The sequence below is a fragment of the Castellaniella hirudinis genome (assembly GCF_042651965.1).
GTDB classification, from domain to species: Bacteria; Pseudomonadota; Gammaproteobacteria; order Burkholderiales; family Burkholderiaceae_B; genus Castellaniella; species Castellaniella hirudinis.
The window spans coordinates 232,415-257,726 of the sequence record NZ_JBHSDY010000007.1; the positions used below are offsets into that span (position 1 = coordinate 232,415).

Here is a 25,312-nt window from a genome sequence, read left to right on the forward strand (position 1 = left end):
GCTGCCTCCTTTGGCACAGGCGCGGCTAGGCCGCGCTGCGCTTGCGCAGGTTCTCGGCCGACTTCAGGATGGCCTCCGGCGTGGCCGGCGCCCGCAGATCGGGCGAAGTCCGTCCATCGCCCACCGCCGCCACCGCATCGCACAGCGCGTTGAAGGTGCTGATGCCGTGCAGCAGCGGGGGCTCGCCCACTGCCTTGGAACGGTGCACGGTGTCCTTCTGGTTCTGGGTCCGGAACAGGCGCACACGGAAATCGCGCGGGCAATCGCTGATGGCCGGGATCTTGTAGGTGGACGGCGCATGCGTCATCAGGCGGCCGTCATCGCGCCACCAGAGTTCCTCGGTCGTCAGCCAGCCCGTGCCCTGGATGTAGCCGCCCTCGACCTGACCCAGGTCGATCGCCGGATTGATGGACGCCCCGACGTCGTGCAGGATGTCGGCGCGCAGCAGTTTCCATTCGCCGGTCAGCGTGTCCACCACCACTTCCGACACCGCCGCCCCGAAGGCGAAGTAGAAGAACGGCCGGCCGTGCATGGTGGCCTTGTCCCAGACGATGCCCGGGGTGGCGTAAAAGCCGTCGGACCACAGTTGCACGCGATCCCAGTAGGCTTCGTCGGCCAGTTGGCCGAACGGAATGTTCCGGCCGTTGACGTTGACCTGGCGCCAGGCAAAGACCACGTCCTCGGCCTTGCCGCCGTATTTGCGGGCGGCGAAATCAGCCAGGCGCGTGCGCAGTTGCAGCGCCGCGTCCTCGGCCGCCTTGCCGTTCAGGTCGGTGCCCGTCGAGGCCGCCGTGGCGGACGTATTGGCCACCTTGAACGTATCGGTGGCCGTGACGCGCACGCAATCCAGGTCCAGGCCCAGGGTGTTGGCCACGATCTGGGCGACCTTGGTGTTCAGGCCCTGGCCCATTTCCGTGCCGCCGTGGTTCACCAGCACCGAGCCGTCGCGATAGATGTGCACCAATGCGCCCGCCTGATTGAAGGCCGGCACGTTGAAGGAAATGCCGAACTTCACCGGCGTCAGCGCCAGGCCCTTTTTCAGGATGGGGCTGGACGCGTTGAACGCGTTCACCGCCTGGCGGCGCGCCCGGTAGTCGGAACTGGCGACCAGTTCGGCCACCAGCGGTTCGATCAGATTGCCCTCGACCACCTGGCCGTAAGGCGTGACGTTGCGATCCTCGATGCCGTAGAAATTCGTCTGGCGCACGTCCAGCGGATCGCGGCCCAGTTCGCGGGCGATGCGGTCGATCACGACCTCGGTCAGCAACGCGCCCTGCGGGCCGCCGAAGCCGCGGAAAGCCGTGTTCGACTGCGTGTTCGTCTTGCCGCACATGGCGCGCACGTCGGCCGCCGGGATGTAGTAGGCGTTGTCGAAGTGGCACACGGCGCGACTGGCGACGGCCTCGGACAGATCGGCGGAAAAGCCGGAATGCAGCGTCATGTCCAGGCGCATGCCCAGGATCCGGCCCTCGTCGTCATAGCCGACTTCGTAGTCGTAATGAAAACCGTGGCGCTTGCCGGTGATCATCATGTCGTCGTCGCGATCCGCCCGCAGCTTCACCGGGCGTTGCAGCCGATGCGCGGCGACCGAGGCCAGGCAGGCGAAGACCGCCGACTGGGATTCCTTGCCGCCGAAACCGCCGCCCATGCGCCGGCACTCGACCTGAACCTGGTGGGCGTGCCAGCCCAGCGTATGGCCGACCACGGCCTGCATTTCCGTCGGGTGCTGGGTCGAGCACCAGACCAGCATGCCGTCTTTTTCACGCGGGACCGCGTAGGCGATCTGGCCTTCCAGGTAGAACTGTTCCTGGTCGCCGCAGTCGAACGTGCCCGCCAGCCGGCGCGGCGCAGCGGCCAGCGCCGCCTGAACGTCGCCCTGGACCAGGCGCATGTCGGGCAGCGTGCGGGAATCAGCGCCCTTGGCCTGCAACGGCGTCAGCAGATGGGGCAGTTCCTCGTAGTCGATCCGGCCCAGGCGCGCGGCGCGGCGCGCGGCGTCTACCGAGCGCGCCACCACCAGGAACACGGGCTGGCCCACATACTGGACCAGACCGTCGGCCAGCAGGGGATCGTCGTGCACCACCGGGCCGCAGTTGTTCTCGCCGGGGATGTCGCGGGCCGTGAACACGGCGACGACGCCCGGCGCGCGGCGCACCGCGTCCAGGTCCATGCCGCGCACGCGGGCGTGCGCCTTGGCCGACAGGCCCAGCGCGCCGTAGACCGTGCCGCGCAATTCGGGGATGTCGTCGGTGTAGACGGCCTCGCCGGTGACGTGCAGCACGGCGGATTCGTGCGGGCTGGAAGCGCCCGCGGCCAGTTCGCCCGCAACGGGTCGGGGGATGCCGTCGTTGGCGACGGCCAGCCGGTCCAGTGCGTCCGGCAAATGAATGCGCATGTTCATGACGGCTCCCTCAAGCGATGTCGGCCAACGCGGCCGTACTGACCTGATGCGTCGCCAGCGGCGCCCCAGGGGCGGTTTCCAGATAAAAGCGGTACAGCAGATTGCGCGAGGCCAGCAGGCGGTATTCGCTGCTGGCGCGCATGTCGGTCAGCGGCTTGAAATCCTGCCCCACGGCGTCCATCGCGGCGTGGACATGGGCCTCGTCCCAGGGCTTGCCCTGCAGCGCGGCTTCCACGGCGCGCGCCCGGCTGGGCGTGGCGGCGACGCCGCCGAAACCGGTGCGCACGGACTGCACCACGCCGGACGCGTCCAGAATCACGGCAAAGGCCGCACACACCGCCGAGATGTCCTGATCGAAACGCTTGGTCAGCTTGTAGTGGCGGAACTGGCGGCCGGCCACGCGCACGGGCACGCGCAGGCCCTGCACGAACTCGCCGGGCTCGGACGCGTTCTTCTGGTAGCCCAGGTAGTAGTCCTCGAGCGGCATTTCGCGCACCCGCCCGCCCTGGCGCAGGATGATGGAGGCGCCCAGGGCGATCAGGCCCGGCATGGAATCGCCGATCGGCGAGCCATTGGCCACATTGCCGCCCAGCGTGCCCGCGTTGCGGATCGGGAAGGACGCGAAGCGCTGACGCATTTCGGCCAGTTCCGGCAGGTGCTCGACCAGCGCGTCAAAGGCATCGTTCAACAGCGCGCCCGCGCCGATCAGCAGATCGTCGCCTTCCAGATGGATGTCGCGCAGTTCGGCCACCTGGCCGATGTAGATCAGGTGCGGCAGGTCGCGGAATTGCTTGGTCACCCACAGGCCGACGTCGGTGCTGCCGGCCAGGATGCGGGCGTCTGGATACTCGACGCGCAACTGCGCCAGTTGCGCCAGGGTGCGCGGCGCGTGGAAGGTGTGGCCGTCATGCGTGTAGGTAAAGACCTCGTCGCGTTGCAGCGCGGCCAGGATGCCGGCCAGCGCGGCGCGATCGAAGTTCACGGCCGGGTAGTCGAACATCTCGCCGGCGGCGCGCACGATCGGCTGGTAGCCGGTGCAGCGGCACAGATTGCCCGACAGCGCATCGTCGATTTCGGTGCGCGTGGGCGCGGGGTCCTGCGGGCCGTGCGCCAGGTACATGCCCCACAGGGACATGACGAAGCCCGGGGTGCAGAAGCCGCACTGGGAGCCGTGGCAATCGACCATGGCCTGCTGCACCGGATGCAGCGCGCCGTCTTCGCCGCGCAGGTCCTCGACCGTGTACAGCGCCTTGCCGTCGAGCGTGGGCAGAAACTGGATGCAAGCGTTCACCGCCCGCATGGTCACGCCTCCCCGGCCGTCGGGCTCGGCCACCATGACGGTACAGGCGCCGCAGTCGCCTTCGGCGCAGCCTTCTTTGGTGCCCATGCAGCCCAGATCTTCGCGCAGGTACTGCAGCACCGTGCGGGTCGTGGGTTGGTCGGAAACTTCGTGGGTCTGGCCACGATAGTGAAAGCGAATGACCTCGGTCTCCATCGCATCCCTCTTTTCATTGAACAGGTGTTGCATCCACAATATCACCGCGCGACCACCCCGGCCATTCACGGGCAATGATGGGGAACATCATGCCGGGATTCGGTGGACGGGCGGGGCATGCCCGTGAATAATAGGCCGATGCAACGAACCCGCGAACCCATGGACACCCATCTGCTGCGCATCCTGCAGATCCTGTTGACCGAACAAAGCGTCTCGCGCGCCGCCATCAAACTGGGGCTGTCGCAGCCGGCCCTGAGCAATTCGCTGCGCCGCCTGCGCGACATCACCGGCGACCCGATTCTGGTGCGCGGCAAGACCGGCATGGTGCCGACCGCCCGCGGGCTGGAACTGCTGGCGCACGCCAACGAGGCGCTGAGCGCGATCGAACGCATCACCCAGCCGCCGGGGGCGTTCGACCCGGCCCGGACCACGCGCGAATTTCACCTGGGCGCGCCGGATTATCTGGATGCGATGTTTCTGCCGAACATCGCCGAGATCCTGCGCCGGGAGGCGCCGCACGCCAAATTCATCGTACACCCGATCAACGCCGAGTACGACTACGCCGGCGGCCTGGAAGACGGCGGCCTGGACGTGGTCATCGGCAACTGGCTCGAGCCGCCGCCGCAGATGCACATGGCGCGGCTGTTCGACGACGAAGTCGTCTGTATGATCGGCAGCCAGAACCCGGCCGCCCACCGCGAACTCACCCTGAAACACTACCTGGACCTGCCGCATCTGGCGCCCTTTCCCCACGTGACCGCCCGCCAGAGCTTCATCGACGGCCATCTGGCCTCCCAAGGCCTGAAACGCAACATCCAGATGACCATCCCCTATTTCGGCCAGGTGGCCGGCATGCTGCTGCGCACCGACCTGATCTTCACCACCGGCCGGCAATTCGCCCAGCATTACGCGCGCTATCTGCCCATCACCATCCTGCCCGCGCCGCTGCCGTTTCCGCCCATGCGCTTCTACCTGCTGTGGCACCGCCGCTGTCACGGCGCCCCGGAAGTCGTCTGGCTGCGCCAGTGCATCGCCAAGGTCGCCGCCATGCTGCAAGCCAGCCTGGACAGCGACCGCCAAAACCCGCTCACACCACATCAGGACAAACCCTAGGCGCCCCCAGAAAACATCATCCGGGCTTGATAGTCGTCATCAGGACGGCGCTCACAAATCCGAAAAACCCGTCCCTAGAATGGTCCAACTCAACAAGCGCCCGCACCCATCAGAAGGCGCCCACCATTCAGGAGACACCGCTCATGAGCGAACAGGAACACGCCTTGCCGTCGGGGCTGGGCAGCCCCGCGACCCCCGCTTCTTCCACCCCCTGGCTGGAGCGACGCTTCCAGCTTTCCGCCCGCGGCACCAATGTGCGCCAGGAAACCCTGGCCGGGCTGACGACCTTCCTGGCGATGGTCTACTCCGTGTTCGTCGTCCCCGCGATGCTGGGCAAGGCGGGCTTCGACACCTCCTCGGTCTTCATCGCGGTCTGTCTCACCAGCGCCTTCGGTTCGCTGCTGATGGGCCTGTGGGCCAATCTGCCGATCGCCGTGGGCTGCGCGATCTCGCTGACAGCCTTCACGGCCTTCGACCTGGTCCTGGGCCAGGGCCTGTCGCCCGCCGTCGCGCTGGGCGCCATCTTCCTGATGGGCGTGATCTTCACGGCCATTTCCGCCACCGGCGTCCGTAGCTGGATCCTGCGCAACCTGCCGGCCGGCATCGCGCACGGCACCGGCATCGGCATCGGGCTGTTCCTGCTGCTGATCGCCGCCAATGAAGTCGGCCTGGTGGTGAAGAACCCCGGCCCCGGCCTGCCGGTGTCTCTGGGCGCCATCAACGCCATGCCGGCCCTGCTGTCGGTCGTGGGCCTGGCGGCGATCTTCGGCCTGGAGCGTCGGCGCGTGCCCGGCGGCATCCTGCTGGTCATCCTGGCGCTGTCGGCCGTCGGCCTGATCTGGGATCCGGCCGTGACCTTCAACGGTCTGTTCGCCCTGCCGTCCTTCGGCGGCGAGCACTCGCTGATCGGCGCCATGGACGTCGGCGGCGCGCTCAACGCGCTGGTCATCCCCAGCGTGCTGGCCCTGGTCATGACCGCCGTGTTCGACGCCACCGGCACCATCCGCGCCGTGGCCGGCCAGGCCGGCCAACTGGACGAGAACGGCCAGATCATCAACGGCGGCCGCGCCCTGACGGCGGACTCGGTGAGCTCCATCGTGTCGGCCGGCCTGGGCGGCGCCCCGGCGGCGGCCTACATCGAATCGGCGGCCGGCACGGCGGCCGGCGGCAAGACCGGCCTGACCGCCACCATCGTCGGCCTGGGTTTCCTGGCGCTGATCTTCCTGTCGCCGCTGGCGGGCCTGGTGCCGTCCTACGCCACCGCTCCGGCCCTGATGTACGTGGGTCTGCTGATGCTGGGCGGCGTGCGCAAGCTGCACCTGGACGACACCGTGGACACCATGGCCGGCATGGTCTGCGCCGTGTTCATCGTGCTGACCTGCAACATCGTCACCGGCATCATGCTGGGCTTCTGCACCCTGGTGATCGGCCGCCTGTTCGCCGGCGAATGGCGCAAGCTGAACATCGGCACGCTGGCGATTGCGATTGCGCTGGCGGTGTTCTATCTGGGTGGGTGGGCGATTTAAGAAACCGCTCCGATCAGGCAGGACATGGGGCCATCTTCAAGCCGTGGCAGCTCTCCACGTCGCGGCTTGCAGGCCGATCCGACCCGGCGAGCGGATGACAGTCCGTAGTGGACTGTCATCAAGTCATGGCTCGTCCACAGTCTCCCAGCAGGTGACGCAGCCACTGGTGCGAGGGCGCATGATGATTGCGTGCATGCCACAACTGATAAAACCGCATCGGCGGGAATTCGACCGGCGATTCCAGGATCGCCAGCGGCAGCAGTTCCGTGTAGTAGCGGGCGAAATGCCGCGTGGTCGTGAACACCAGGTCCGTGCCCGGCAGCAGATAGGGCGCCAGCATGAAGGACTGCGCCTCGACGCATTCCTCGCGCTGGATGCGCAGGGACGTCAGCACCGTGTCGATCATGCCGCGCTGGGTGATGGAATACGGTGTCGGCACCACGTGCGGCACGCGCCGGTAATCGTCCAGCGTCATGCCGCGCCGCACCAGCGGATGGTCGGCCGCCACCATGCAGACGATCTCGTCTTCCAGCAGCACCGACAGGTGCATGCGGTCGGGCGGCTCGGGCCAGTTGCCGATCACCACGTCCATATCGCCTTCGGCCAGGGAATGCTCGAAATCGAAATCCGGTCCCAGGGAATGCAGCACCAGCCGCGCGTGCGGCGCCTCGCGGCGAAAGCGCGCCGCCACCGATGCGGCGAAGGCCGGCGCCAGGTAATCCGGCGAGCCGATGCGAAAGACCTGGCGGCTGCTGTCGGGCTCGAAGGCCTCGCCGGCCTCCAGCATGGAATCGATCGAGCTCAGCGCCGTGCGGGCGTGTTCCAGAATGGCCAGCGCCCGATCGGTCGGCACCATGCCGCCTTTTTCACGCACCAGCAACGGGTCCTGCAGGATCTGGCGCAGGTTCTTCAGCGCCACACTGATGGCGGGCTGGGACTGGTTGAGTTTCAGCGCCGTGCGCGACACGCTGCGCTCGGCCATCAGAATGCTGAACACCTTCAGCAGGTACGTATCCAGCGTTTCACTACCGCGTCGTGTCGACATCGTGAGGTTCTCCTTTCGGGCCGGGATTCGCCGACCTGCGGGCGCCCCCGGGAATGCGGCACAGCATATACCACTTATACCGCGTCGCGCCCTTCATTTGGCGCACGATACACCGTAGACTTCCCCATATGATGCACTCACCCCTTGCTGCCATGACTTTGCACGAACTGTCCTCTCTGTCCCAGGCCGAATTTTCCCGGGAACTCGGGTCGATCTTCGAACACTCCCCCTGGATCCCGGAACGCGCCTGGGCGGCCCGGCCCTTCGCCGACGTCGACGCCCTGCATCAGGCCATGATGCGCGTGGTGCTCGAAGCCGATCCGGCCGAACAGCTCGCCCTGATCACCGCCCACCCGGAACTCGCCGGCAAAGAAGCCGCCGCCGGCACCCTGACCAGCGATTCCACCAGCGAACAGCGCGGCGCCGGCCTGGATCAGTGCAGCCCCGAAGAACTGCAGCGTCTGCGCGGCCTGAACGCCACTTACCGCGAACAGTTCGGCTTTCCCTTCGTGATCGCCGTCAAGGGTCGCAGCCGCTACCAGATCATGGACGCCGTCGAACAACGGCTGCACAATGAACGCACCACCGAGTTCGCCGCCTGCCTGGATCAGATCGGGCAGATCGCGCGCTTCCGCCTCGACGCCCGCTTCGCCGCCTGATCCGCAGCCCATCGACCGATATCGCCCGATCCCGGCGCCGCGCCGGGATTTTCACGGAGCCCCCAATGACCGCCACGCTGACGACCCTGACCATTGAACCCCTGACGCGGGAAGCCTTCGCACCCTTTGGCGACGTGATCCAGGCCGATGACACGGTCAAGCATTTCACCATCAACGAAGGCAATACCGAGCGCTATCACGACCTGGCCCATATCGATCCGGGCGAGGACGGCCGCGCCATCGTCTCGATCTTCCGCGGCCTGCCGCGCACGCTGCCGTTCACCGTCACCATGATGGAACGCCACCCGAAGGCCAGCCAGGCCTTCATCCCGCTGAGCGGCCGCCCCTATCTGGTCGTGGTCGCAGAACCGGCCTCCACGCCCGCGGTCGCCGACCTGCGCGTGTTCCTGTGCCAGGGCGACCAGGGCGTGAACTACGCGCGCGGCGTCTGGCACCACCCGCTGCTGGGCCTGGAGGCCGTGTCGGACTTCCTGATCGTGGATCGCGCCGGCCCGGGCGACAACTGCGACATCGTCCAACTGGAAGCGCCCGGCGTGATCCCCGAACTGGGCTGATCACGCCCCCAGATACTTCTGCCGGGCGTCCGGGTCGGCGCTCAGCGCGTCCGAGTCGCCCTCCCAGACGATCTGGCCCTTTTCCACGATGAAATGGCGGTCCGCCAGGCGCAGCAGCGGCGCCAGGTTCTTGTCGATCACCAGGATCGCCATGCCCTCGTGGCGCAGCAGCGCCAGCGCCGTCCAGATTTCCTGGCGGACCAGCGGCGACAGGCCTTCGGTGGCTTCGTCCAGAATCAGCAGTTCGGGGTTGGTCATCAAGGCCCGGCTGATGGCCAGCATCTGCTGTTCCCCGCCCGACAATTGATTGCCGAAATTGCCGGCGCGTTCCTGCAGGCGCGGGAACAATTGGTAAACGCGCGACAGCGTCCAGGGATTGGATTTCTTGCGGCGGTCCGCCGCCGTGGCGATCAGGTTTTCCTCGACCGACAGGTTGGGGAATATCTGGCGGCCTTCCGGCACCAGGCCGACGCCGCGCTGCGCCACCCGGTGGCTGGGCAGGTTCCGGATATTCGCACCGTTGAACTGCACCTGGCCTTTCCAGGCCAGGTGCATGCCCATGATGCTCTTGATGGTCGTGGTCTTGCCCATGCCGTTGCGGCCCAGCAGCGTCACGCACTGCCCGGCGTCGATCTGCAGGCGCATCCCGTACAGCACCTGGCTCTGCCCGTAGCCGGATTCCAGGTCCTCGACCTTCAGCAGGATTGAATCCGTGCTCATGCCGGCACCTCCTCGTCGCCCAGATAGGCCTCACGGACTTCCGGGCTGCGGCGGATGGTCTCCACGTCGCCGCAGCAGATGACCTTGCCGTAGAACAGCACGCTGATGCGGTCCGCCAGGGAAAACACCGCGTCCATATCGTGTTCGATCAACAGGATGCCGTAGCGGCTTTTCAGGCGCCGCAGCAGGTCCACCATCATGTCCGAGCCGGTATCGCCATGCCCCATGCCGGCCATGGGCTCGTCCAGCAGCAGCACCTTGGGTTCCGCCGCCAGCGCCATGGCGATCTCCAGTTGGCGCTGCTGCCCGTAGGACAGCGACATGGCCGGCGTATCCCGCCAGGCCGTCAGCCCCATCAACCCGATCAGTTCGTCCGACCGTTCCACCAGCGCCGGGGTTTCCACCGCCGGCGTCCAGAAATGAAAGCCATGGCCCTGGCAGCCCTGGACCGCCAGCACCACGTTTTCCAGCACGGTGAAGCGCTGGATCACCGAAGTGATCTGATAGGACCGCCCGATCCCGGCGCGGACCCGCTGCGCCATGTCGAACGCATCGATGGATTGGCCGTCCAGGCGGATGGTCCCCGCGTCGCAGGGGACCTCGCCCATGATCTGGCTGATCAGCGTGGTCTTGCCGGCGCCGTTGGGGCCGATGATGGCGTGGATCTCGCCGGGCAGGATGTCCAGGTCCACGTGGTCCGTGACCAGCAGGCCGCCGTAGCGTTTGACCAGGCCGCGTATCGAAAGCAAGGGCTGCATGTCAGTGCTCCTTGGGAGAAACGATCATGCCCCAGATCCCATTGCGCAGGAACAGCACGATGAGCACGATGATCGGCCCCATGATGATCATCCAGTGGTCGGTGAGGCCTTTCAGGACCTCTTCGAGCAGCAGGAAGCCGGCGGCGCCCACCAGCGGCCCGATCAGCGTACCGGCGCCGCCCAGCAGCACCATGATGATCAGCTCGCCGGACGAGGTCCACGCCATGTAGGCGGGCGAGGCAAAGGCGGTCAGGTTCGCCAGGAAGAATCCGGCCAGCGCGCACAGTTCGGCCGACAGCACGTAGGCCAGCAGGCGGTAGGCCAGCGGCGAAGTGCCCACGGCCCGCACACGCCGGGCATCCATGCTGGAGGCCCGCAGAATCAGGCCGAAGCGCGACCGGATCACCCGGCGCAGCAGCAACAGGCTGGCGCCCAGGCACGCCAGCAGGGCCAGGTACAGGCCGACGTGGCTGCCGGTCAGTTCGCCGAAACGGCTGAGCTGGCGGATCGGCAGGCCTTCATCGCCGCCGTATTGCTTCAGCCCGACCGCCAGAAAATAGAACATCTGCGCCAGGGCCAGCGTGATCATGATGAAGGCGATCCCATGCGTGCGCAGGGCGATCAGGCCGACGGGCGCCGCAATCAGGGCGGTGACCACGACCACCAGCAGCAGGTGCAGAAGGCCGCTGTCGGCGCCGTAATGGGACGCGATGGCGACGCAGTAGGCGCCGATGCCGATGTACATGGCATGGCCGAAGCTGACCAGGCCGCCGTAGCCCAGCGCCAGGTTCAGCCCCACGGCCGCCAGGGCGAACACCAGGATGCGGCTGAACTGCAGCAGGACGTATGCGCTGTCCGTGACGGCGGCGTACACCGGCACCAGCAGCAACAGCACGAAGATCAGGGCGGTCAGCACAGTCGGCCAGGACATGCCGGCGGCGCGCGGCGCGCGCGTATTCAGGGTCGGGGATTCCATTTTCATCCGGGACTCAACGTTTCTTCACGGGGAACAGGCCTTCGGGTTTGACGGCCAGCACGATCACCATCAGCACGTAGACCGCCAGCGACGACACCGCCGCCCCCAGGGTGCTGGCCAGTTCCTGTTCCAGCACCCGGCCAAGCAGCGCCGGCGCGACCGTCCGGCCCAGCGTATCGACCAGACCGACCACCAGGGCGCCCAGGAAGGCGCCGCGGATCGACCCGATCCCGCCGATCACGATGACCACCAGCGTCATGATCAGGATGGAATCGCCCATGCCCGGCTGCACCGACAGGATCGGCCCCACCATGGCGCCGCCCAGGCCCGCCAGGCCGGCGCCCAGGGCGAAGATGAAGGTGTTGAGCCAGCCGATGTTCACGCCCAGCGCCGCGACCATGGTGCGATTGCTTGCGCCGGCGCGGATCAGCATGCCGACGCGGGTGCGCTCGATCAGCAGGTACAGGCCCAGGGCCACCAGCAGGCCCACCAGAATGATCAGCAGGCGGTACAGGGGATAAGGCGTGCCGAACACCACGACGGTTTCGCTCAGCGCGTCGGGCAGGCTCATGAAGATCGGCGCCGAGCCCCAGATCATGCGCACGGCCTCGTTGCAGAACAGCATCAGCCCGAAGGTCGCCAGCACCTGGTCCAGGTGCTCTCTGGGATACAGGCGCGAGAAGCCGCAGCGATCCAGCGCCACGCCCAGCAGCATGGCGCCTCCCAGGCCCGCCGCGATGGCCAGCGTGAAGGAATCCGTATGGCTGAAGGTGGCGGCCGCGAAATAGGCCCCCATCATGTAGAGCGCGCCATGAGCCAGGTTGATGAAGCTCATGATGCCGAAGACCAGGGTCAGGCCGGCGGCCAGCAGGAACAGCAGGATCCCGTATTGCAGACCGTTCAGCGCCTGCATGAACAACAACTGCGGACTCATGTCCGTCCTCCGTGACGGGCGCGGGCGGCATATGCCGCCCGCCGTTCAAGGCTCGCTGGACGAACCAATCAGTACTTGCAGTTCCCGACGTAAGCGTCGGCGTGGTTCGTCAGGGGCTTGCCGATGGTCTTCAGAGACACACGGCCCTGATCGTCCTTGGCCACCTGGAAGGCGTAGAAGTCTTCGATGGGGAAGCCGTTGACGTTGAACTTGAAAGGCCCGCGCAGGGACGCATAATCCGCGGCGCGCAGGGCATCCCGGAAGGCCTTCTTGTCGGCGACACTGCCGCCGGTCTTCTTCAGGGCGCTGTCGATCAGCAGCGCCGAGTCATAGGACTGGGCGGCGTACTGCGAGGGAATGCGCTTGTACTTCTTTTCGAAGGCGGCGACGAAGGCCTCGCTGGTGGGGTTCTTGAAGTCCGGACCCCAGAACGTCCCGGCGTAGGCGCCCAGCGCTGCATCGCCCAGGGCCGGCAAGGTGCTGCCGTCCACGGTGGACACCGTCAGCAGCGGAATCTTGCCCATCAGGCCGAACTGCTTGTATTGCTTGACGAAGTTCACGCCCATGCCGCCGGGCAGGAAGACCCAGACAGCGGAAGGATTGGCGGCCTGCAGCGCCAGCAGCTCAGCCGAATAATCCTGCTGGCCCAGCTGGGTGTAGATCTCGCCCGACACGCGGCCCTTGTAGAAGCGCGTGAACCCCTTGACCTGGTCACGGCCCGACTGATAGTTGGGCGTGATCATGTAGACGTCCTTGTACTTCTGGTCGGTGGCGTACTGGCCCATGACTTCGGCCTGTCCGTCGTTCTGCCAGGACGCGAAGAAGAAGCCCGCGTTGCACTGGTTGCCGGCCAGAGGCGCCGGACCCGCGTTGGAACCGACGAAGGTCATGTTGGCGTCGGCCATGGGCTTGGCGATCGCCATCATGACGTTGGAGAACGTCACCCCGGCGACGATGTCGACCTTGTCCTTCTCGATGAATTTCTGGATGGCCTGAACGCCCACGTCGGGCTTGAGCTGGTCGTCTTCCTTCAGGAACACGATGTCCTGACCGCCCAGCTTGCCGCCGTTCTGTTCCAGCGCCAGGTTGAAGCCGTCGACCATATCCTGGCCCAGCGCCGCGCCGGAGCCGGACAGCGTGGCCAGGAAGCCGATCTTCACCTCGGCCTGCGCCGATCCGGCGGCCAGGCCCAGCGACAGGGCCAAAGCGGTTGTCAGCATGGTTGTGCGAAATGCCATGTTTGTCTCCTGAAGAATTTATAGTTTAGTTGTAAAGTTTTACTGATATTACACGAAAGTCAGCGATGTGCAACCCATGCCCTGCATATGCAGCATGACATGATCACCGGCCGCCACCGAAACCGCCTCGGTGATGCCGCCGGAGAGGACCAGCGTGCCGGCCGGGATCGAAGCCCCGCGTGCGCCCAGGTGATTGGCGAGCATGGCCACCGCGTTGGCCGGATGGCCCAGCACCGCGGCCCCCGCGCCCAGCGCGACGACCTGGCCGTTCTTTTCCATCACCACCCCCGTGGCGCGCAGGTCCAGATCGCGCGGATCACGCGGAATGCCGCCGACCACGAAGCGCGACGACGAGCAATTATCGGCCACCACGCTCTTGAGGTCGAACTTGAAATCGCGGTAACGGCTGTCGATGACCTCGATGCCGGGCAGGACGAAGTCCGTCGCCGCCAGCACGTCGGCGATCGTGCAGCCCGGCCCGGCCAGCGGCGCCTTGGTCACGAAGACGATCTCCGGCTCGACCTTGGGGTGGATCAGTTCGGCATGACGGCACTTGCCGCCGTCGGGCACCACGAAGGTATCGGTCAGAAAGCCGAAGATCGGGGTCTCGATGCCCATCTGGCGCATCTTCGCGAACGAGGTCAGGCCGGCCTTCAGGCCGACGATCCGCGCCCCCCGGGACTGCTTGCGCCGCAGGATGGCGTCCTGCACGGCGTAGGCATCGTCCCAGTCCATGTCGGGATGGTCCAGGGTCACCTTGAGGGTGTCGCGCGCCTGCAGCTCGCAGTCTTCCAGGCGCTCGGCCAGCGCCTGGATGGTCGCCGTGTCTAAACTCATGCTGCGCTCCGTTTGCGCGCCAGATTCAGCGCCGTGTCCTCGATCATGTCCTCCTGGCCGCCGACCATGCCGCGACGGCCCATCTCCACCAGGATTTCCCGCGCCGGCACGCCGTAGCGTTTCTCCGCGCGGCGGGCGAACAGCAGGAAGGAGCCGTACACGCCCGCATAGCCCAGCGTCAGCGAATCCCGGCTCAGGCGCACCGGTTCCTGCATCATCGGGTACACGATGTCCTCGGCCACGTCCTGCACCTTGAACAGGTCCGCGCCGGTCTCGATGCCCATCAGATTGCAGACGGCCACCAGCGCCTCCATCGGCGTGTTGCCCGATCCGGCGCCCATGCCCGAGCAGGCGGCATCGATGCGATCGGCGCCCGCGTCGATGGCCGCCATGCTGTTGGCCACGCCCATGGCCAGATTGTGGTGGCCGTGGAAGCCGATCTCGGTCTCCGGCTTCAGCGCCTGGCGCAGCGCACCGATCTTTTCAGTCACCTGATGCGGCAGCATGTGGCCGGCCGAGTCGGTCATGTAAATACAGTTGGCGCCGTAGCCCTCCATCAGCCTGGCCTGCGAGACCAGGCCGGCGGCCGTGTTCATGTGGCTCATCATCAGAAAGCCCACGGTGTCCATGTCCAGCTTGCGGCCCGCCTCGATGTGCTGCTGCGAGACATCGGCCTCGGTGCAGTGGGTGGCGACCCGGATGGTGTGCACGCCCAGGTCGTGGGCCATGCGCAGGTGCTCGACCGTGCCGATGCCCGGCAGCAGCAGCGCCGACACCTTGGCGCGCTTGAGCAGCGGAATCACGGTGCTCAGGTATTCCTCGTCGCTGTGCATCGAGAAACCGTAGTTGACCGACGCGCCGCCCAGGCCGTCGCCGTGGGTGACTTCGATCAGCGGCACGCCGGCCTCGTCCAGCCCTTGCGCCACGTCCTTCATCTGCTGCAGCGTGATCTGGTGGCGCATGGCGTGCATGCCGTCGCGCAGCGTCATGTCGTGCAGGGTGATGGTTTTCTTGTCTGTGCTCATGATGATTCCTTTACGCGGCGGACAGGGTCCATTCGCCCTTCTGGATGCGCTCGGCGAACATTTCAGCGGTCCGCGTCGCCGACGCGGTCATGATGTCCAGGTTGCCGGAATACTTGGGCAGGTAATCGCCCAGGCCCTCGACCTCCAGGTAGATCGACACCCGGCGGCCGTCGAAGACCGGCCCGTTGACCAGGCGATAGCCCGGCACGTAGCGCTGGACCTCGGCCACCATCTGCTGCACGGATTGCGTGATGGCCGCCTCGTCCGGGTCCGTCTCGGTCAGGCAGTGCACGGTGTCGCGCATGATCAGCGGCGGCTCGGCCGGGTTCAGGATGATGATGGCCTTGCCTTTCCTGGCGCCGCCCACCCGCTCGACCGCGCCCGCCGTCGTGACGGTGAACTCGTCGATGTTGCGGCGCGTGCCCGGCCCGGCCGACTTGGACGACACGGTCGCCACGATCTCGGCGTAGTCCACCGGCTGCACCCGCGACACCGCCGCCACCATCGGGATGGTGGCCTGGCCGCCGCAGGTGACCATGTTGACGTTGGTCTCGCGCTGTTCCAGGTGCGCCTGCAGATTGACCGGCGGCACGCAGTACGGACCGATGGCCGCCGGCGTCAGGTCGATCATCAGCGCGCCGCGCGCCGTCACCTTGTCGCTGTTTTCCTTGTGCACGTAGGCCGAGGTCGCATCAAAGACGATCTGGATGCGGTCCTCCGCCATGTGCGGCAGCAGGCCGTCCACGCCCTCGGCCGTGGTCTTCAGGCCCAGGTCGCGGGCGCGCGCCAGGCCCTCGGATTCGGGGTCGATGCCCACCATCCAGACCGGCTCCAGCACCGGGCTGCGTTGCAGCTTGTACAGCAGATCGGTGCCGATATTGCCCGACCCGATCAAAGCACACCTGATCTTTTCCATGGTGATTTCCTTTTATGCGATGAAGCGCACGCCGCAGGCGCCGATGCCGCCGATCGACACCTGCAGGCTGTCGCCGGCCACGACCGGCGTCATGGCCGCCAGCGCTCCGGACAGAATGATTTCGCCGGCATTCAGGCCGACCCCCAGCGCTCCCAGCGCATTGGCCAGCCAGGCCACGGCATTGGCGGGATGGCCCAGCGCGGCGGCGCCCGCCCCCGTGCCCAGCAGTTCGCCGTTCTTCTCGAACACCATGCCGCAGGTGCGCAGGTCCAGCCCGCGCGGACTGACCAGCCGGTCGCCCAGCACGAACACCCCGCAGGAGGCGTTGTCGGCCACGGTGTCCTGGATCTTGATCTTCCAGTCGCGGATGCGGGAATCGACGATCTCGAAGCAGACGGTCACGGCCTCGGTCGCGGCCAGCACGTCACTGACCGTCACCCCCGGCCCGCGCAGGTCTTTCTTCAGGATGAAGGCGATCTCGCCCTCGGCCTTGGGCTGGATCAGGCCGGACATGGAGACGGCCTCGCCCGGGGCGACCACCATGTCGCTGAGCAGATAGCCGAAGTCCGGCTGATAGACGCCCAGCATGTCCATCACGGCCTGGCTGGTGACGCCGATCTTCTTGCCCACCACGCGGGCGCCCGCGTCCAGGCGGCGGCCCACCATGCGCTGCTGCACGTGATAGGCGTCCTCGATGCTGATGTCCGGGTGGCGGCTCGTCAGAGGGTCGATGGCTTGGCGGTCGGTCCAGGCGGCGTGCAGTTCGTCGCCCAACCGTTCGATCAGCGCGGGTTCCATAGGAGATAGGCTCCGTTCAGGCAAGGTTGAAGAAGGTCCGGGCGTTGCCGGCCAGGATGCGGTGTTTTTCGGCGTCGTCCAGCAGGGCGGTCTCGCCCACCAGTGCGCCGATGCGCTGCTCGCCCAGCGGATAGGGATAGTCGGACCCGAGCATCACGCGCTCGCTGCCCATCACGTCCACCAGCAGGCGCAGGGCGGCGGGATCGAAGACGGCGGAATCCACCGAGAACCGGTCGCAGTAGGAGGACGGCGGATTCGGGCAGTCCTGGCGCACGATGTCGCGGTATTTCCAGGCATTGTCGACCCGGCCCAGGGTGTAGGCGAACGAGCCGCCGCCGTGCGCGAAGCACAGCTTCAGGCTGCGCGGCAGCCGCTCGAAGGCGCCCGACAGGATCAGCGACAGAATCCCCAGCGAGGTTTCCGCCGGCATGGCCACCAGCCAGGGCAGCATCCACTGGCGCATGCGCCCGCTGCCGCCCATCATGTCCCAGGGGTGGACCAGCACCGGGATGTCGTTCACGGCGCAGTGGTGCAGGAATTCCACCAATTGCGCGTCGTCCAGGTCGCGGTCGCCGACGTGGTTGCCGATCTGTACGCCCACGTGGCCCGCCGCCTTGGCGCGCAACGCTTCGCGGCACGCCAGCTCGGTGTCCTGCAGCGGCACCTGGGCCAGGGCCTTCAGGCGGTCCGGGTGGCCGGCGCAATACCCCAGCGTCAGGTCGTTCATGCGGGCGGCCCAGTCGGCGACCTTGGGGGCGTCCAGTTCATAGCCGAACATGATCGGCGTGGCGCTGACGATCTGCACGGCCAGGCCCAGGCGGTCCATATCGGCCACGCGCAGATCCGCGTCCCACAGCACGGGTTCGACCGGGCGGAATTCACTGTCGCCCTTCATGATCATGCCCGTGTCCGGGCCGGTGACCTTCAGCCAGGGCGCCTGCGCCGGGTCCAGCGCGTGGGCCTGCTCGCGGGTAATCTCCGGGAAGATGTGCGCGTGGATATCTATCATGTCGATGGCCTTTCAGGTGTCTCGTTCCACGCTCAGAAGTCCCGGACGCTGGAACGGCTCAGTTGTTCATGCCAGATGCGGTAGTCCTTGCCCGGGTGCTGGGTGCCGCAGTCCGGACAGACGCGTTCCTCGTCCTTCAGGGCGTAGAACCGGTCATAGACCTTGGGCAGGTCGTCCACCAGGCTTTCGAGTTGCTGCGTGGCTTTCCAGACTTCGGCGCCGCAATGGGCGCAATGCCATTGCAGGCTGTCCTGCTTGCCCTGGGGGCGGGGCAGCTCGATCAACAGGCACAGGCCATTGGGGTCAGGGCGCTGCGGCGAATGGATCAGGTGCGGCGGCTGCAGGAAGATGTCGCCTTCCTTCAGGTCGATGCGCTCGAAGCGCCCGCGGTCCCAGACGACCAGAAAGGCCTCGCCGCGCAACTGGTAGAAGATCTCTTCGGTCGGGTTGTCGTGGAAGTCGGTGCGCTGGTTGCCGCCGCCCACCATATTGATGATGTAGTTGCCGTCGGGAAAGATCGCCGCGTTGCACACCGGCGGCTTCAGCCGGTCGCGATGATTGTCCACCCACTGCATCAGATTCTTGGGCAAACCGTACTTGGCATCCATGTCTGTCTCCTTGTCGCGCGCGGGTCGCGCGCTGGTGGTGTGCCGGCGCCGTCCCAGGCGCCGGTCATCGTATCCGGCCCGGTGATCAGGCGACCGGCGGCCTGTAGGCGATGGCCTTGATCTCGATCCGCAGGTGCGGGTGCGGCAACTGATGGACGGCGACCGTGGTGCGCGCCGGCCCTTCGAAGCCGAAGTACTCGCCATAGACTTCGTTGTAACCGGCGAAATCCCCCATATCGACCAGGTAGGCGCTGATCTCGACCACGTCTTCCAGGCCGGCGCCGGCGCTGGCCAGGATGTCGCGGATGTTCTCGATCACGGCGCGGGTCTGTTCACGGATGTCCATGTGCACCGCACCCATGGCGTCCACCGTCTCCACGCCGGCCAGGGTGTTGTCGGCGCGGCGCGAACTGGTGCCCGAGACGAACAGAAAGTCGCCCGCGCGCTTGACGTGGGGGAACTTCCCGCGCGGCGTGGCTTTGCCGGGAACGACCTGGGCGGATGCGGTGCTCATGGGATGCGGTCTCCTGTGTGTCCGGACGCCGAAGCACCTCAGACCTTGATGCAGATGTTGGTGATTTCGGAATAGAAATCCAGGGAATGGCGTCCGCCCTCGCGGCCGATGCCGGACTGGCGCACGCCGCCGAAGGGGGTGCGCAGGTCGCGCAGATACCAGGTATTGACCCAGACCAGGCCGCTGCGCATGCGCGGCGACACCCGGTGGGCGCGCGACAGGTTTTGCGTCCAGATCGCGGTGGCCAGACCGTAGTCGGAATCATTGGCGCGGGCCACGGCCTCGTCCTCGGTGTCGAACGGCGCCACGTGGCAGACCGGCCCGAAGATTTCCTCGCGCAGGCAGCGTGCATCGTCCGGCAGGCCCGTCCAGATGGTCGGCCGCACCCAGAACCCCTCATCGCGCGCATCGCCGAACACGGGGGCCTCGCCGCCGGTGACGACGGTGGCGCCTTCCCGGCGGGCGAGTTCAAAATAGGACAGCACCTTGGCCTGATGCGTCCTAGATACCATCGGCCCGATGTCGGCCGCCGGATCGTCCGGGCGGCCCAGCACCAGGGCTTCGGTGCGCGCCTTCAGCGCGGCGACGAAGCGGTCGTAGATCGATCGCTGCACCAGCACCCGTTCGCTGCACAGGCAAACCTGCCCCGAGTTGGTGAAAGAGGACTTCACGACCCCGTCCACGGCAGCGTCAAAGTCCGCATCCTCGAACACGATGGCGGCGTTCTTGCCGCCCAGCTCGAAGGACACGTCCTTGACCCCGTCGGCCACGGTCTTCATGATGTGCGCCCCGGTGGCCGAGGCCCCCGTAAAGGTCACGGCGTCGATGTCCGGGTGGCTGATCATGGCCTGGCCGGCGGACTGGCCGCCAAAGCCCTGCAACACGTTGAAAGCGCCCGCCGGAAAGCCGATGTCGTGCGCCACCTGCGCCAGCAGGAACGCGGACGAAGGGGTCTCCTCGGACGGCTTGGCCACCACCGCATTGCCCAGCGCCATGGCTGGCGCGACTTTCCAGCTGAACAGCAGGACCGGCAGGTTCCAGGGGGAAATCGCCACGACCACGCCCAGCGGCTTGCGCACGGTGTAGTTCAACGCCCGCCCACCATCGGCCGTCACGGTCTCGAAGCATTCCGTGTGGGCCTGGCGGACCAGGTCGGCGAAGAAACGGAAATTGGCAATCGCGCGCGGCACGTCCAGCGTGCGCGCCTGGCGCACGGTGCGGCCGGTGTCCCGGACCTCGGCCTCGACGAATTCATCGAAGCGCCGCTCGATGCCGTCGGCCAGCTTGCGCAGCCAGTCGGACCGCTCGACCGGGCTGCAACGTCCCCAGTCGCCCGCCAAGGCATCCCGGGCGGCCTGGACGGCCAGGTCAACCTCTGCGGACGAGGCCTCGCAGACCTCGCCCACGACGGTGCCGTCCACCGGATTGACGTTGGGGAACCGCCGGACGCTTTCGATGAAGCGACCGCCGATGTAGTGGGTGATGAGTTCGGCCACGATGCTGGTCTCTCGCGCTGTGTGAATGTGCGTATGGGGACACTGTAGGGGGTGTCGAGATTATTTTCTAATCAATAAAAACGATGTTGCGATTCCATTATGGAATCGCAACATCCGGATGCCGCCCGAGGGCAGGCATCCGTCCGGTTTCCCGCGTCAGCGCGCGGGCCAGGGCTTGGCGGGCATGCCCATCACCGGCTTGCCCAGCAGAGGCGAGGACAAGGCGTAGGCGCCGTTATCCGTGAACGCCCACATGATGTTGCGGTCGTATTCCGTGTACATGGCGAACACGCCCTGGCTGCCGCCCAGATACGCCGGCAGCTCGGTCTCATCCGCCATCGGCGGCACGAAGTATCCGGCGATCCTGGGGTTGGCCGGGTCGGTCACGTCAAACAGCTGCACCCCTGCGTTGTAGAAGGAGTAGGGCACGAGATTCTGACGCCAGCCCCCCGGCTGCCCGATGGAGTTGGAACGCTTGGGGCCGAAGGACCCTCCGCGTTGGCAGAAGCTGGTATACGGGGCGCCTTCGGGCGGCACCGGCCGGGGCAGCCTGGTCTCGACCTTCATGTTCGCGGGGTCCTTGGCGTTCACGACCCAGATGTCCTTGTAGGGCTCGTTGCAATCCGTGTTCAGGGGATAGCCGCTCGTCAGGACATAGCCCGTGCGTTCGTACTGGCTGACATCCGCGTTGTCGAATTCGGTGCCCGAAAAGGAGGGCGGCGTATTCAGGTTGTCGAGAATCTTCGGCTGCGCGGGATCGCTCAGGTCGAACGACCACAGTCCCAGCCCCCCCATGGCGCCGAAACCGATCTTTCCGCCCTGCTCCAGCGGCTCGGGCAGGAACAGCGGCATGCGCGCGCCCATCCATGAGGTCCGGTTGCCCGCGCGCGGATTCTTCAGGTATTCGAACACGCTGGCCGGGTCGTCCGCCTTCTGGCCAGGCACCGTGATCTGCTGCACGAACACCGGGTCGGCCGGGTCGGACATGTCCCAGACCTGGTAACCGGGGGAATAGAGATAGTTCGAATACTCCGTCAGCGCGTAGCTGTCGTCCGGCGCGGAGGCCAGAATCATGTACTTGCCGCCGAAGTACTCGGGGGAATCCAGCGAGCCGGAGCCCTGTTGCCGCCCGAGGGGCGCATCGGGGTGCGTGACATCCGTCGTGCGCGTCGCCAGCAGCTCCCAGTCCTGGGGCAGGGGGCCGTTCATGGCATAGACCTTGAAGCCCTTGAGCGAGTTGTAGTTGCGCTGGTCCGCGACATGCTGCGGTTCCTTCAGCTTGTCCTCCATCAGGCCGTAGCGCCCGATCTCGTACGAAGCGACCAGCACGGGCTTGTTCAGCTTCTTGTTCCAGGCAATGGTCATCCCGCCCCAGTATTCCTTGACGGTGCGCGGATCGTAGTCTTCGCTGGGGCCTTTCTCGCTCCAGACGGCGCCTTTGGAGTAGACGACCTTGGCGTGCGCCGGATCCGTCACGTCCATGATGCGCAGGTAGTCGCGGTCATGGATGTACAGGTAGCGCTTGCCTTCATGATCCAGCACATTGTTCCAGGCATGGAACGGCGAGCCGACGCCTTCGTAGAAGGCGATGACCTCGACGTTCTTGGCCAGCATCGTGCGGTCCCAGTGATCCAGTTGGCCTGGGAACTTCTGGCCGTCATGGGATTCGGGCGTCGCCTTCGGGAAGATGAACTCGCCGGTGTTCGGGTCCAGTCCGTAATCCACCCCTGCCTTGACGGCCATGGGCGTACGATCCGCCGTCACAGACAGCCACTTGGCGATCCAGGGGTCCTTGACGCCCGGCGTGCCGGGTACCGCCTGGCTGCCGGCGGGCGCCGCGCCCTGAGCCGAGCCAAAGGCCGCGAAAAGCATCAGGGCCAGCGCGGATTTCCGCAATCCGGCACGTCGGTTCGAGATGAGGTGCATGTGTGTCTCCCTTCTGAAAATGAGTCGATGGGTTTGAGCGGCTTGTTCAGAACCTGTGGCGCATGCCGACCGCCACCGCCGACGGGCTTTGTCCCTGCAGGGGCGTCGTGCTCCAGGTCACGGGATAAGGCACGCTGACGCTCTTGCTGTTGCGCACGTAGGAATAATTCACGTACAGATCCGTCCGCTTGGACAGGCCATACAGATAGCCCAGGGTCACGCCATCGGCGGTGCCCACATCGGTGTTGTTGTCGTCGTGGCGATGCACATAGCTGGCATGCACGCGATTGCGGCCGTCGATGTCCCAACGCACCCCGAACTGCACGTCCCAGCCGCTGGTGTCGAACCCGACATAGGGGGCATAGGTGTAGTAGCCGTCGTAGGTGTGGAACATGAAGGTCGGCTCCACCCCGTTGTCGAAGCTGTAGACCACCGACAGGTAGTTGTCCTGCGAGCTGCGCAGATCGTCCAGATGGTCGATGTCCCGGTTATACGAGTGCTCGCTGGCGAACCCGATGTACAGGGGATGGCTGTAGTACTCCAGGGCCGCGCTCATGAAATGCCCGGCCTTGGTGTTGCCCTGCTCGCCAAAGGCATACATCAGGCGCCCGGAGAACCCGGCAAAATCAGGCGAGTGGTACTGAATCGCATTGTTTACACGATAGGGCGCGTAGAAAAACTGCATGTTGTTCATCACGCTGTATTCCGAGCCGTAGCTGGGGTCGGCATAGCCCGTGACGAATGACGAGGGCGTGTCCTGGCGGCCCAGGGTCAGGTCGCCCCAACCGCCCTTGAGCCCCAGGTACGAATGCCGGAAGGTTTCCTTGCCTTCTCCGGTGCTGGCGTCGAACTGCGGCTGGAACGTGAAGTAGGCCCGGTTGCCGCCACCCAGATCTTCACTGCCGCTGAATTCGAGGCGCGAAGCACTCATCACGCCGCTGGCCAGGTCCGTATTCGAAACGTCCTCACCCGAATTCGCCAGGTACTGCAGGCTCAAGTCGATGGTGCCGGACAGCGTCAGGCTGGATCCCGCCGGTTCCTCGCCCCACGCCCCCGCATGGGCGCCTCCCGCCATCAGCAGCAAGGCCGCCACCACCCCCATTTTCTTCATACTCACGGATTGTCTCCTTTGGTTTGACCGCTTTTGTTGTGTGTCTATGGATCGCACGGACACAGCCTCCCCCGGCCGCCTTCGGCGGCTTGATTTTCCGGAGATGAGGCGGGGTCCGTGGCAACCCCGATGAATGGGGGCCGACGCCCCCCTGTAGCCAGGGCCTGTTCGCCCTAAGAATCAGCCTGCGCGGTTTGCCTGGGTTCCGGCATCGCCGGCATCCCCCCGGCGCAGTTGCCGCACCCCGTACACCGCCAGCAGCATCAGCAGGAAGGGCACGCCGAACACCAGCGTGGCGTGGAAGATGTCGATGAACCAGGTGGTCAGCAGGATGGCCACGATACCGGTCAGCCCCAGCAGCGTGCCGACCGGGAAGCCGGGCATCCGGAAACGCAGGGGCGTCCCCTGGCCGGCCATGCGGCGGCGGAAGAACAGGTGCGTGAAGAAGATCATGCCCCAGGTGAACAGCACGCCGAACATGGACAGCGCGATCATGATCGGAAAGGCCGTGCCCGGATCGGACACGTACACGCAGGCCGCCACGGCGATCCCGCTGGCCGACACCGCCAGCGCATTGAGCGGCACGCCGTTGCGGCGGATGCGGCCCAGCCCGGCCGGGGCGTCACCGGCCCGCGACAGGCTGAACAGCATCCGGGTCGAGATGTACAGCATGCTGTTCATGGCCGACAGGGCGGCGATGATCACGATGAAGTTCAGGATGCTGTCGGCATAGGGGATGCCCACGGCCTGCATCACCGTGACGAAGGGGCTGGTCGTGCCGTCGGCCACCAGCGTCTTCCAGGGCACCAGCATCACGATCAGGGACAGCGACAGCAGGTAGAAGATCACCAGCCGCGCCACGGTCGCCTTGAAAGCCTGGCGCACGGCCTGCTCGGGATGCTCGGCCTCGCCCGCCGCCACGGCGATCATCTCGATGCTGAAATAGCTGAAGATCGAAATGATCACGCCGGTCCAGACCCCGCCCCAGCCATTGGGCATGAAGCCGCCCTGCCCCGTCAGGTTCTCCGCCACCGACACGGTCTCCCGCCCGCCGACGAGCACCCCGGCAGCCAGGATGATGAAGGCCACGATGGCGAAGACCTTGGTCGCCGAGAACCAGTATTCCACCGAACCGAAGGCCTTGACGCTGTAGGCGTTGACGCCGATCAGCACGGCCGAGAAGCCGACGATCCAGATCCAGGCGGCGACGTCCGGGAACCAGAATTTCATATATTCGGCCACTGCGGTGACTTCCGTGCCGACGGCCAGCACGATGCTGGACCAGTAGCAATAGCGCACCAGAAAGCCCGCCATGGGGCTGACGTAATGCTCGGCATAGGCGCCGAACGAGCCGGACGTGGAGTGCGCCACCGTCATTTCGGCCAGGCAGCCCATCAGCAGCAAGGCGATGAGGCCGCCGATGACGTAGCTCACGACCACGCCCGGACCGGCGAAGCCGATGGCGAACTTGCTGCCCAGGAACAGGCCCGTGCCGATTGCGCCGCCGATGGCGATCATGCTCATCTGCCGCGCGGTCAATTTTTTGTGCAGCCCCGCCTCGCGGGACTGGATCTTGTCGAATCCGTCCATGAATGTCTCCTGATTTCTGTCTTTTTCTATCTTTCTTTTTGG

General features: G+C 66.1%; 23 protein-coding genes. 4 read left to right on the forward strand and 19 right to left on the reverse strand.

Going from position 1 to position 25,312, the window contains the following annotated elements; all coding sequences use genetic code 11:
* Nucleotides 1-25 precede the first annotated feature (25 nt).
* Complete coding sequence (xdhB, locus tag ACFO0J_RS12645; RefSeq protein ID WP_376813444.1) at nt 26-2,401, reverse strand: xanthine dehydrogenase molybdopterin binding subunit; 2,376 nt, start codon at nt 2,399-2,401, stop codon at nt 26-28.
* A gap of 10 nt (nt 2,402-2,411) precedes the next feature.
* Nucleotides 2,412-3,896 carry a xanthine dehydrogenase small subunit gene (xdhA, locus tag ACFO0J_RS12650; RefSeq protein ID WP_376813545.1) on the reverse strand — a complete coding sequence of 495 codons (1,485 nt, stop codon included), beginning with the start codon at nt 3,894-3,896 and terminating at the stop codon, nt 2,412-2,414.
* A gap of 138 nt (nt 3,897-4,034) precedes the next feature.
* Between xdhA and ACFO0J_RS12655 the strand changes: the two genes are divergently transcribed.
* A complete protein-coding gene (locus ACFO0J_RS12655) occupies nt 4,035-5,009 on the forward strand; it encodes a LysR family transcriptional regulator (RefSeq protein WP_376813445.1) in 975 nt (324 codons plus the stop codon).
* A gap of 143 nt (nt 5,010-5,152) precedes the next feature.
* Nucleotides 5,153-6,535, forward strand: a complete 1,383-nt coding sequence (locus ACFO0J_RS12660; protein WP_376813446.1) for an NCS2 family permease — start codon at nt 5,153-5,155, stop codon at nt 6,533-6,535.
* Between the two features lie 118 nt (nt 6,536-6,653).
* Here the strand turns inward: ACFO0J_RS12660 and ACFO0J_RS12665 are convergent, their stop codons facing one another.
* Nucleotides 6,654-7,580, reverse strand: coding sequence for a LysR family transcriptional regulator (locus ACFO0J_RS12665; RefSeq protein WP_376813447.1), 927 nt, complete (start codon nt 7,578-7,580; stop codon nt 6,654-6,656).
* Between the two features lie 152 nt (nt 7,581-7,732).
* Here ACFO0J_RS12665 and uraD point away from each other — a divergent pair, with 152 nt between their 5' ends.
* A complete protein-coding gene (gene uraD / locus ACFO0J_RS12670) occupies nt 7,733-8,239 on the forward strand; it encodes a 2-oxo-4-hydroxy-4-carboxy-5-ureidoimidazoline decarboxylase (RefSeq protein WP_376813448.1) in 507 nt (168 codons plus the stop codon).
* 65 nt (nt 8,240-8,304) lie between these two features.
* A complete protein-coding gene (locus ACFO0J_RS12675) occupies nt 8,305-8,814 on the forward strand; it encodes an ureidoglycolate lyase (RefSeq protein ID WP_376813449.1) in 510 nt (169 codons plus the stop codon).
* On the opposite strand, the gene ACFO0J_RS12680 is transcribed toward ACFO0J_RS12675, so the two are convergent.
* The 16 genes from ACFO0J_RS12680 to ACFO0J_RS12755 form a co-directional block, all read right to left on the reverse strand.
* Nucleotides 8,815-9,534, reverse strand: coding sequence for an ABC transporter ATP-binding protein (locus tag ACFO0J_RS12680; RefSeq protein WP_376813450.1), 720 nt, complete (start codon nt 9,532-9,534; stop codon nt 8,815-8,817). It abuts the gene before it with no gap.
* The gene (locus ACFO0J_RS12685; protein ID WP_376813451.1) at nt 9,531-10,292 is read right to left on the reverse strand and encodes an ABC transporter ATP-binding protein; all 762 of its coding nucleotides are present in this window, start codon (nt 10,290-10,292) and stop codon (nt 9,531-9,533) included. Before ACFO0J_RS12685 ends, ACFO0J_RS12680 begins: the two co-directional genes overlap by 4 nt.
* Nucleotide 10,293: 1 nt before the next feature.
* Complete coding sequence (locus ACFO0J_RS12690; protein WP_376813452.1) at nt 10,294-11,274, reverse strand: branched-chain amino acid ABC transporter permease; 981 nt, start codon at nt 11,272-11,274, stop codon at nt 10,294-10,296.
* A 7-nt stretch (nt 11,275-11,281) separates the two neighbouring features.
* Entirely contained in the window at nt 11,282-12,202 is a 921-nt protein-coding gene (locus tag ACFO0J_RS12695; RefSeq protein ID WP_376813453.1) for a branched-chain amino acid ABC transporter permease, read from the reverse strand.
* Nucleotides 12,203-12,270: 68 nt separating this feature from the next.
* Nucleotides 12,271-13,440, reverse strand: a complete 1,170-nt coding sequence (locus ACFO0J_RS12700; protein ID WP_376813454.1) for an ABC transporter substrate-binding protein — start codon at nt 13,438-13,440, stop codon at nt 12,271-12,273.
* 48 nt (nt 13,441-13,488) lie between these two features.
* Entirely contained in the window at nt 13,489-14,277 is a 789-nt protein-coding gene (gene dmpH / locus ACFO0J_RS12705; protein WP_376813455.1) for a 2-oxo-3-hexenedioate decarboxylase, read from the reverse strand.
* Entirely contained in the window at nt 14,274-15,302 is a 1,029-nt protein-coding gene (gene dmpG, locus ACFO0J_RS12710; RefSeq protein WP_376813456.1) for a 4-hydroxy-2-oxovalerate aldolase, read from the reverse strand. Before dmpG ends, dmpH begins: the two co-directional genes overlap by 4 nt.
* Before the next feature lie 10 nt (nt 15,303-15,312).
* The gene (locus ACFO0J_RS12715) at nt 15,313-16,218 is read right to left on the reverse strand and encodes an acetaldehyde dehydrogenase (acetylating) (protein WP_376813457.1); all 906 of its coding nucleotides are present in this window, start codon (nt 16,216-16,218) and stop codon (nt 15,313-15,315) included.
* Between the two features lie 12 nt (nt 16,219-16,230).
* A complete protein-coding gene (gene dmpE / locus ACFO0J_RS12720; protein ID WP_376813458.1) occupies nt 16,231-17,016 on the reverse strand; it encodes a 2-oxopent-4-enoate hydratase in 786 nt (261 codons plus the stop codon).
* A gap of 16 nt (nt 17,017-17,032) precedes the next feature.
* Complete coding sequence (locus tag ACFO0J_RS12725) at nt 17,033-18,025, reverse strand: amidohydrolase family protein (RefSeq protein WP_376813459.1); 993 nt, start codon at nt 18,023-18,025, stop codon at nt 17,033-17,035.
* 32 nt (nt 18,026-18,057) lie between these two features.
* Nucleotides 18,058-18,633 carry a 3-hydroxyanthranilate 3,4-dioxygenase gene (nbaC, locus tag ACFO0J_RS12730; RefSeq protein WP_376813460.1) on the reverse strand — a complete coding sequence of 192 codons (576 nt, stop codon included), beginning with the start codon at nt 18,631-18,633 and terminating at the stop codon, nt 18,058-18,060.
* 85 nt (nt 18,634-18,718) lie between these two features.
* Nucleotides 18,719-19,147, reverse strand: coding sequence for a RidA family protein (locus ACFO0J_RS12735; protein WP_376813461.1), 429 nt, complete (start codon nt 19,145-19,147; stop codon nt 18,719-18,721).
* Between the two features lie 38 nt (nt 19,148-19,185).
* A complete protein-coding gene (locus ACFO0J_RS12740; RefSeq protein ID WP_376813462.1) occupies nt 19,186-20,643 on the reverse strand; it encodes a 2-hydroxymuconic semialdehyde dehydrogenase in 1,458 nt (485 codons plus the stop codon).
* Nucleotides 20,644-20,799: 156 nt separating this feature from the next.
* Nucleotides 20,800-22,569, reverse strand: coding sequence for an LVIVD repeat-containing protein (locus ACFO0J_RS12745; protein WP_376813463.1), 1,770 nt, complete (start codon nt 22,567-22,569; stop codon nt 20,800-20,802).
* Between the two features lie 46 nt (nt 22,570-22,615).
* Nucleotides 22,616-23,680 carry a porin gene (locus ACFO0J_RS12750; RefSeq protein ID WP_376813546.1) on the reverse strand — a complete coding sequence of 355 codons (1,065 nt, stop codon included), beginning with the start codon at nt 23,678-23,680 and terminating at the stop codon, nt 22,616-22,618.
* Nucleotides 23,681-23,860: 180 nt separating this feature from the next.
* On the reverse strand, nt 23,861-25,270 hold the full coding sequence (locus ACFO0J_RS12755; protein WP_376813464.1) for an amino acid permease: 1,410 nt from the start codon (nt 25,268-25,270) through the stop codon (nt 23,861-23,863).
* Between the last annotated feature and the right edge of the window lie 42 nt (nt 25,271-25,312).

What these genes read in the sequence shown, in the direction of transcription:
- xdhB (WP_376813444.1), bottom strand. Translation starts at nt 2,401, where the DNA reads ATGAACATGCGCATTCATTTGCCGGACGCACTGGACCGGCTGGCCGTC.
- xdhA (WP_376813545.1), bottom strand. Translation starts at nt 3,896, where the DNA reads ATGGAGACCGAGGTCATTCGCTTTCACTATCGTGGCCAGACCCACGAA.
- ACFO0J_RS12655 (WP_376813445.1), top strand. Translation starts at nt 4,035, where the DNA reads ATGCAACGAACCCGCGAACCCATGGACACCCATCTGCTGCGCATCCTG.
- ACFO0J_RS12660 (WP_376813446.1), top strand. Translation starts at nt 5,153, where the DNA reads ATGAGCGAACAGGAACACGCCTTGCCGTCGGGGCTGGGCAGCCCCGCG.
- ACFO0J_RS12665 (WP_376813447.1), bottom strand. Translation starts at nt 7,580, where the DNA reads ATGTCGACACGACGCGGTAGTGAAACGCTGGATACGTACCTGCTGAAG.
- uraD (WP_376813448.1), top strand. Translation starts at nt 7,733, where the DNA reads ATGACTTTGCACGAACTGTCCTCTCTGTCCCAGGCCGAATTTTCCCGG.
- ACFO0J_RS12675 (WP_376813449.1), top strand. Translation starts at nt 8,305, where the DNA reads ATGACCGCCACGCTGACGACCCTGACCATTGAACCCCTGACGCGGGAA.
- ACFO0J_RS12680 (WP_376813450.1), bottom strand. Translation starts at nt 9,534, where the DNA reads ATGAGCACGGATTCAATCCTGCTGAAGGTCGAGGACCTGGAATCCGGC.
- ACFO0J_RS12685 (WP_376813451.1), bottom strand. Translation starts at nt 10,292, where the DNA reads ATGCAGCCCTTGCTTTCGATACGCGGCCTGGTCAAACGCTACGGCGGC.
- ACFO0J_RS12690 (WP_376813452.1), bottom strand. Translation starts at nt 11,274, where the DNA reads ATGAAAATGGAATCCCCGACCCTGAATACGCGCGCGCCGCGCGCCGCC.
- ACFO0J_RS12695 (WP_376813453.1), bottom strand. Translation starts at nt 12,202, where the DNA reads ATGAGTCCGCAGTTGTTGTTCATGCAGGCGCTGAACGGTCTGCAATAC.
- ACFO0J_RS12700 (WP_376813454.1), bottom strand. Translation starts at nt 13,440, where the DNA reads ATGGCATTTCGCACAACCATGCTGACAACCGCTTTGGCCCTGTCGCTG.
- dmpH (WP_376813455.1), bottom strand. Translation starts at nt 14,277, where the DNA reads ATGAGTTTAGACACGGCGACCATCCAGGCGCTGGCCGAGCGCCTGGAA.
- dmpG (WP_376813456.1), bottom strand. Translation starts at nt 15,302, where the DNA reads ATGAGCACAGACAAGAAAACCATCACCCTGCACGACATGACGCTGCGC.
- ACFO0J_RS12715 (WP_376813457.1), bottom strand. Translation starts at nt 16,218, where the DNA reads ATGGAAAAGATCAGGTGTGCTTTGATCGGGTCGGGCAATATCGGCACC.
- dmpE (WP_376813458.1), bottom strand. Translation starts at nt 17,016, where the DNA reads ATGGAACCCGCGCTGATCGAACGGTTGGGCGACGAACTGCACGCCGCC.
- ACFO0J_RS12725 (WP_376813459.1), bottom strand. Translation starts at nt 18,025, where the DNA reads ATGATAGATATCCACGCGCACATCTTCCCGGAGATTACCCGCGAGCAG.
- nbaC (WP_376813460.1), bottom strand. Translation starts at nt 18,633, where the DNA reads ATGGATGCCAAGTACGGTTTGCCCAAGAATCTGATGCAGTGGGTGGAC.
- ACFO0J_RS12735 (WP_376813461.1), bottom strand. Translation starts at nt 19,147, where the DNA reads ATGAGCACCGCATCCGCCCAGGTCGTTCCCGGCAAAGCCACGCCGCGC.
- ACFO0J_RS12745 (WP_376813463.1), bottom strand. Translation starts at nt 22,569, where the DNA reads ATGCACCTCATCTCGAACCGACGTGCCGGATTGCGGAAATCCGCGCTG.
- ACFO0J_RS12750 (WP_376813546.1), bottom strand. Translation starts at nt 23,680, where the DNA reads ATGAAGAAAATGGGGGTGGTGGCGGCCTTGCTGCTGATGGCGGGAGGC.
- ACFO0J_RS12755 (WP_376813464.1), bottom strand. Translation starts at nt 25,270, where the DNA reads ATGGACGGATTCGACAAGATCCAGTCCCGCGAGGCGGGGCTGCACAAA.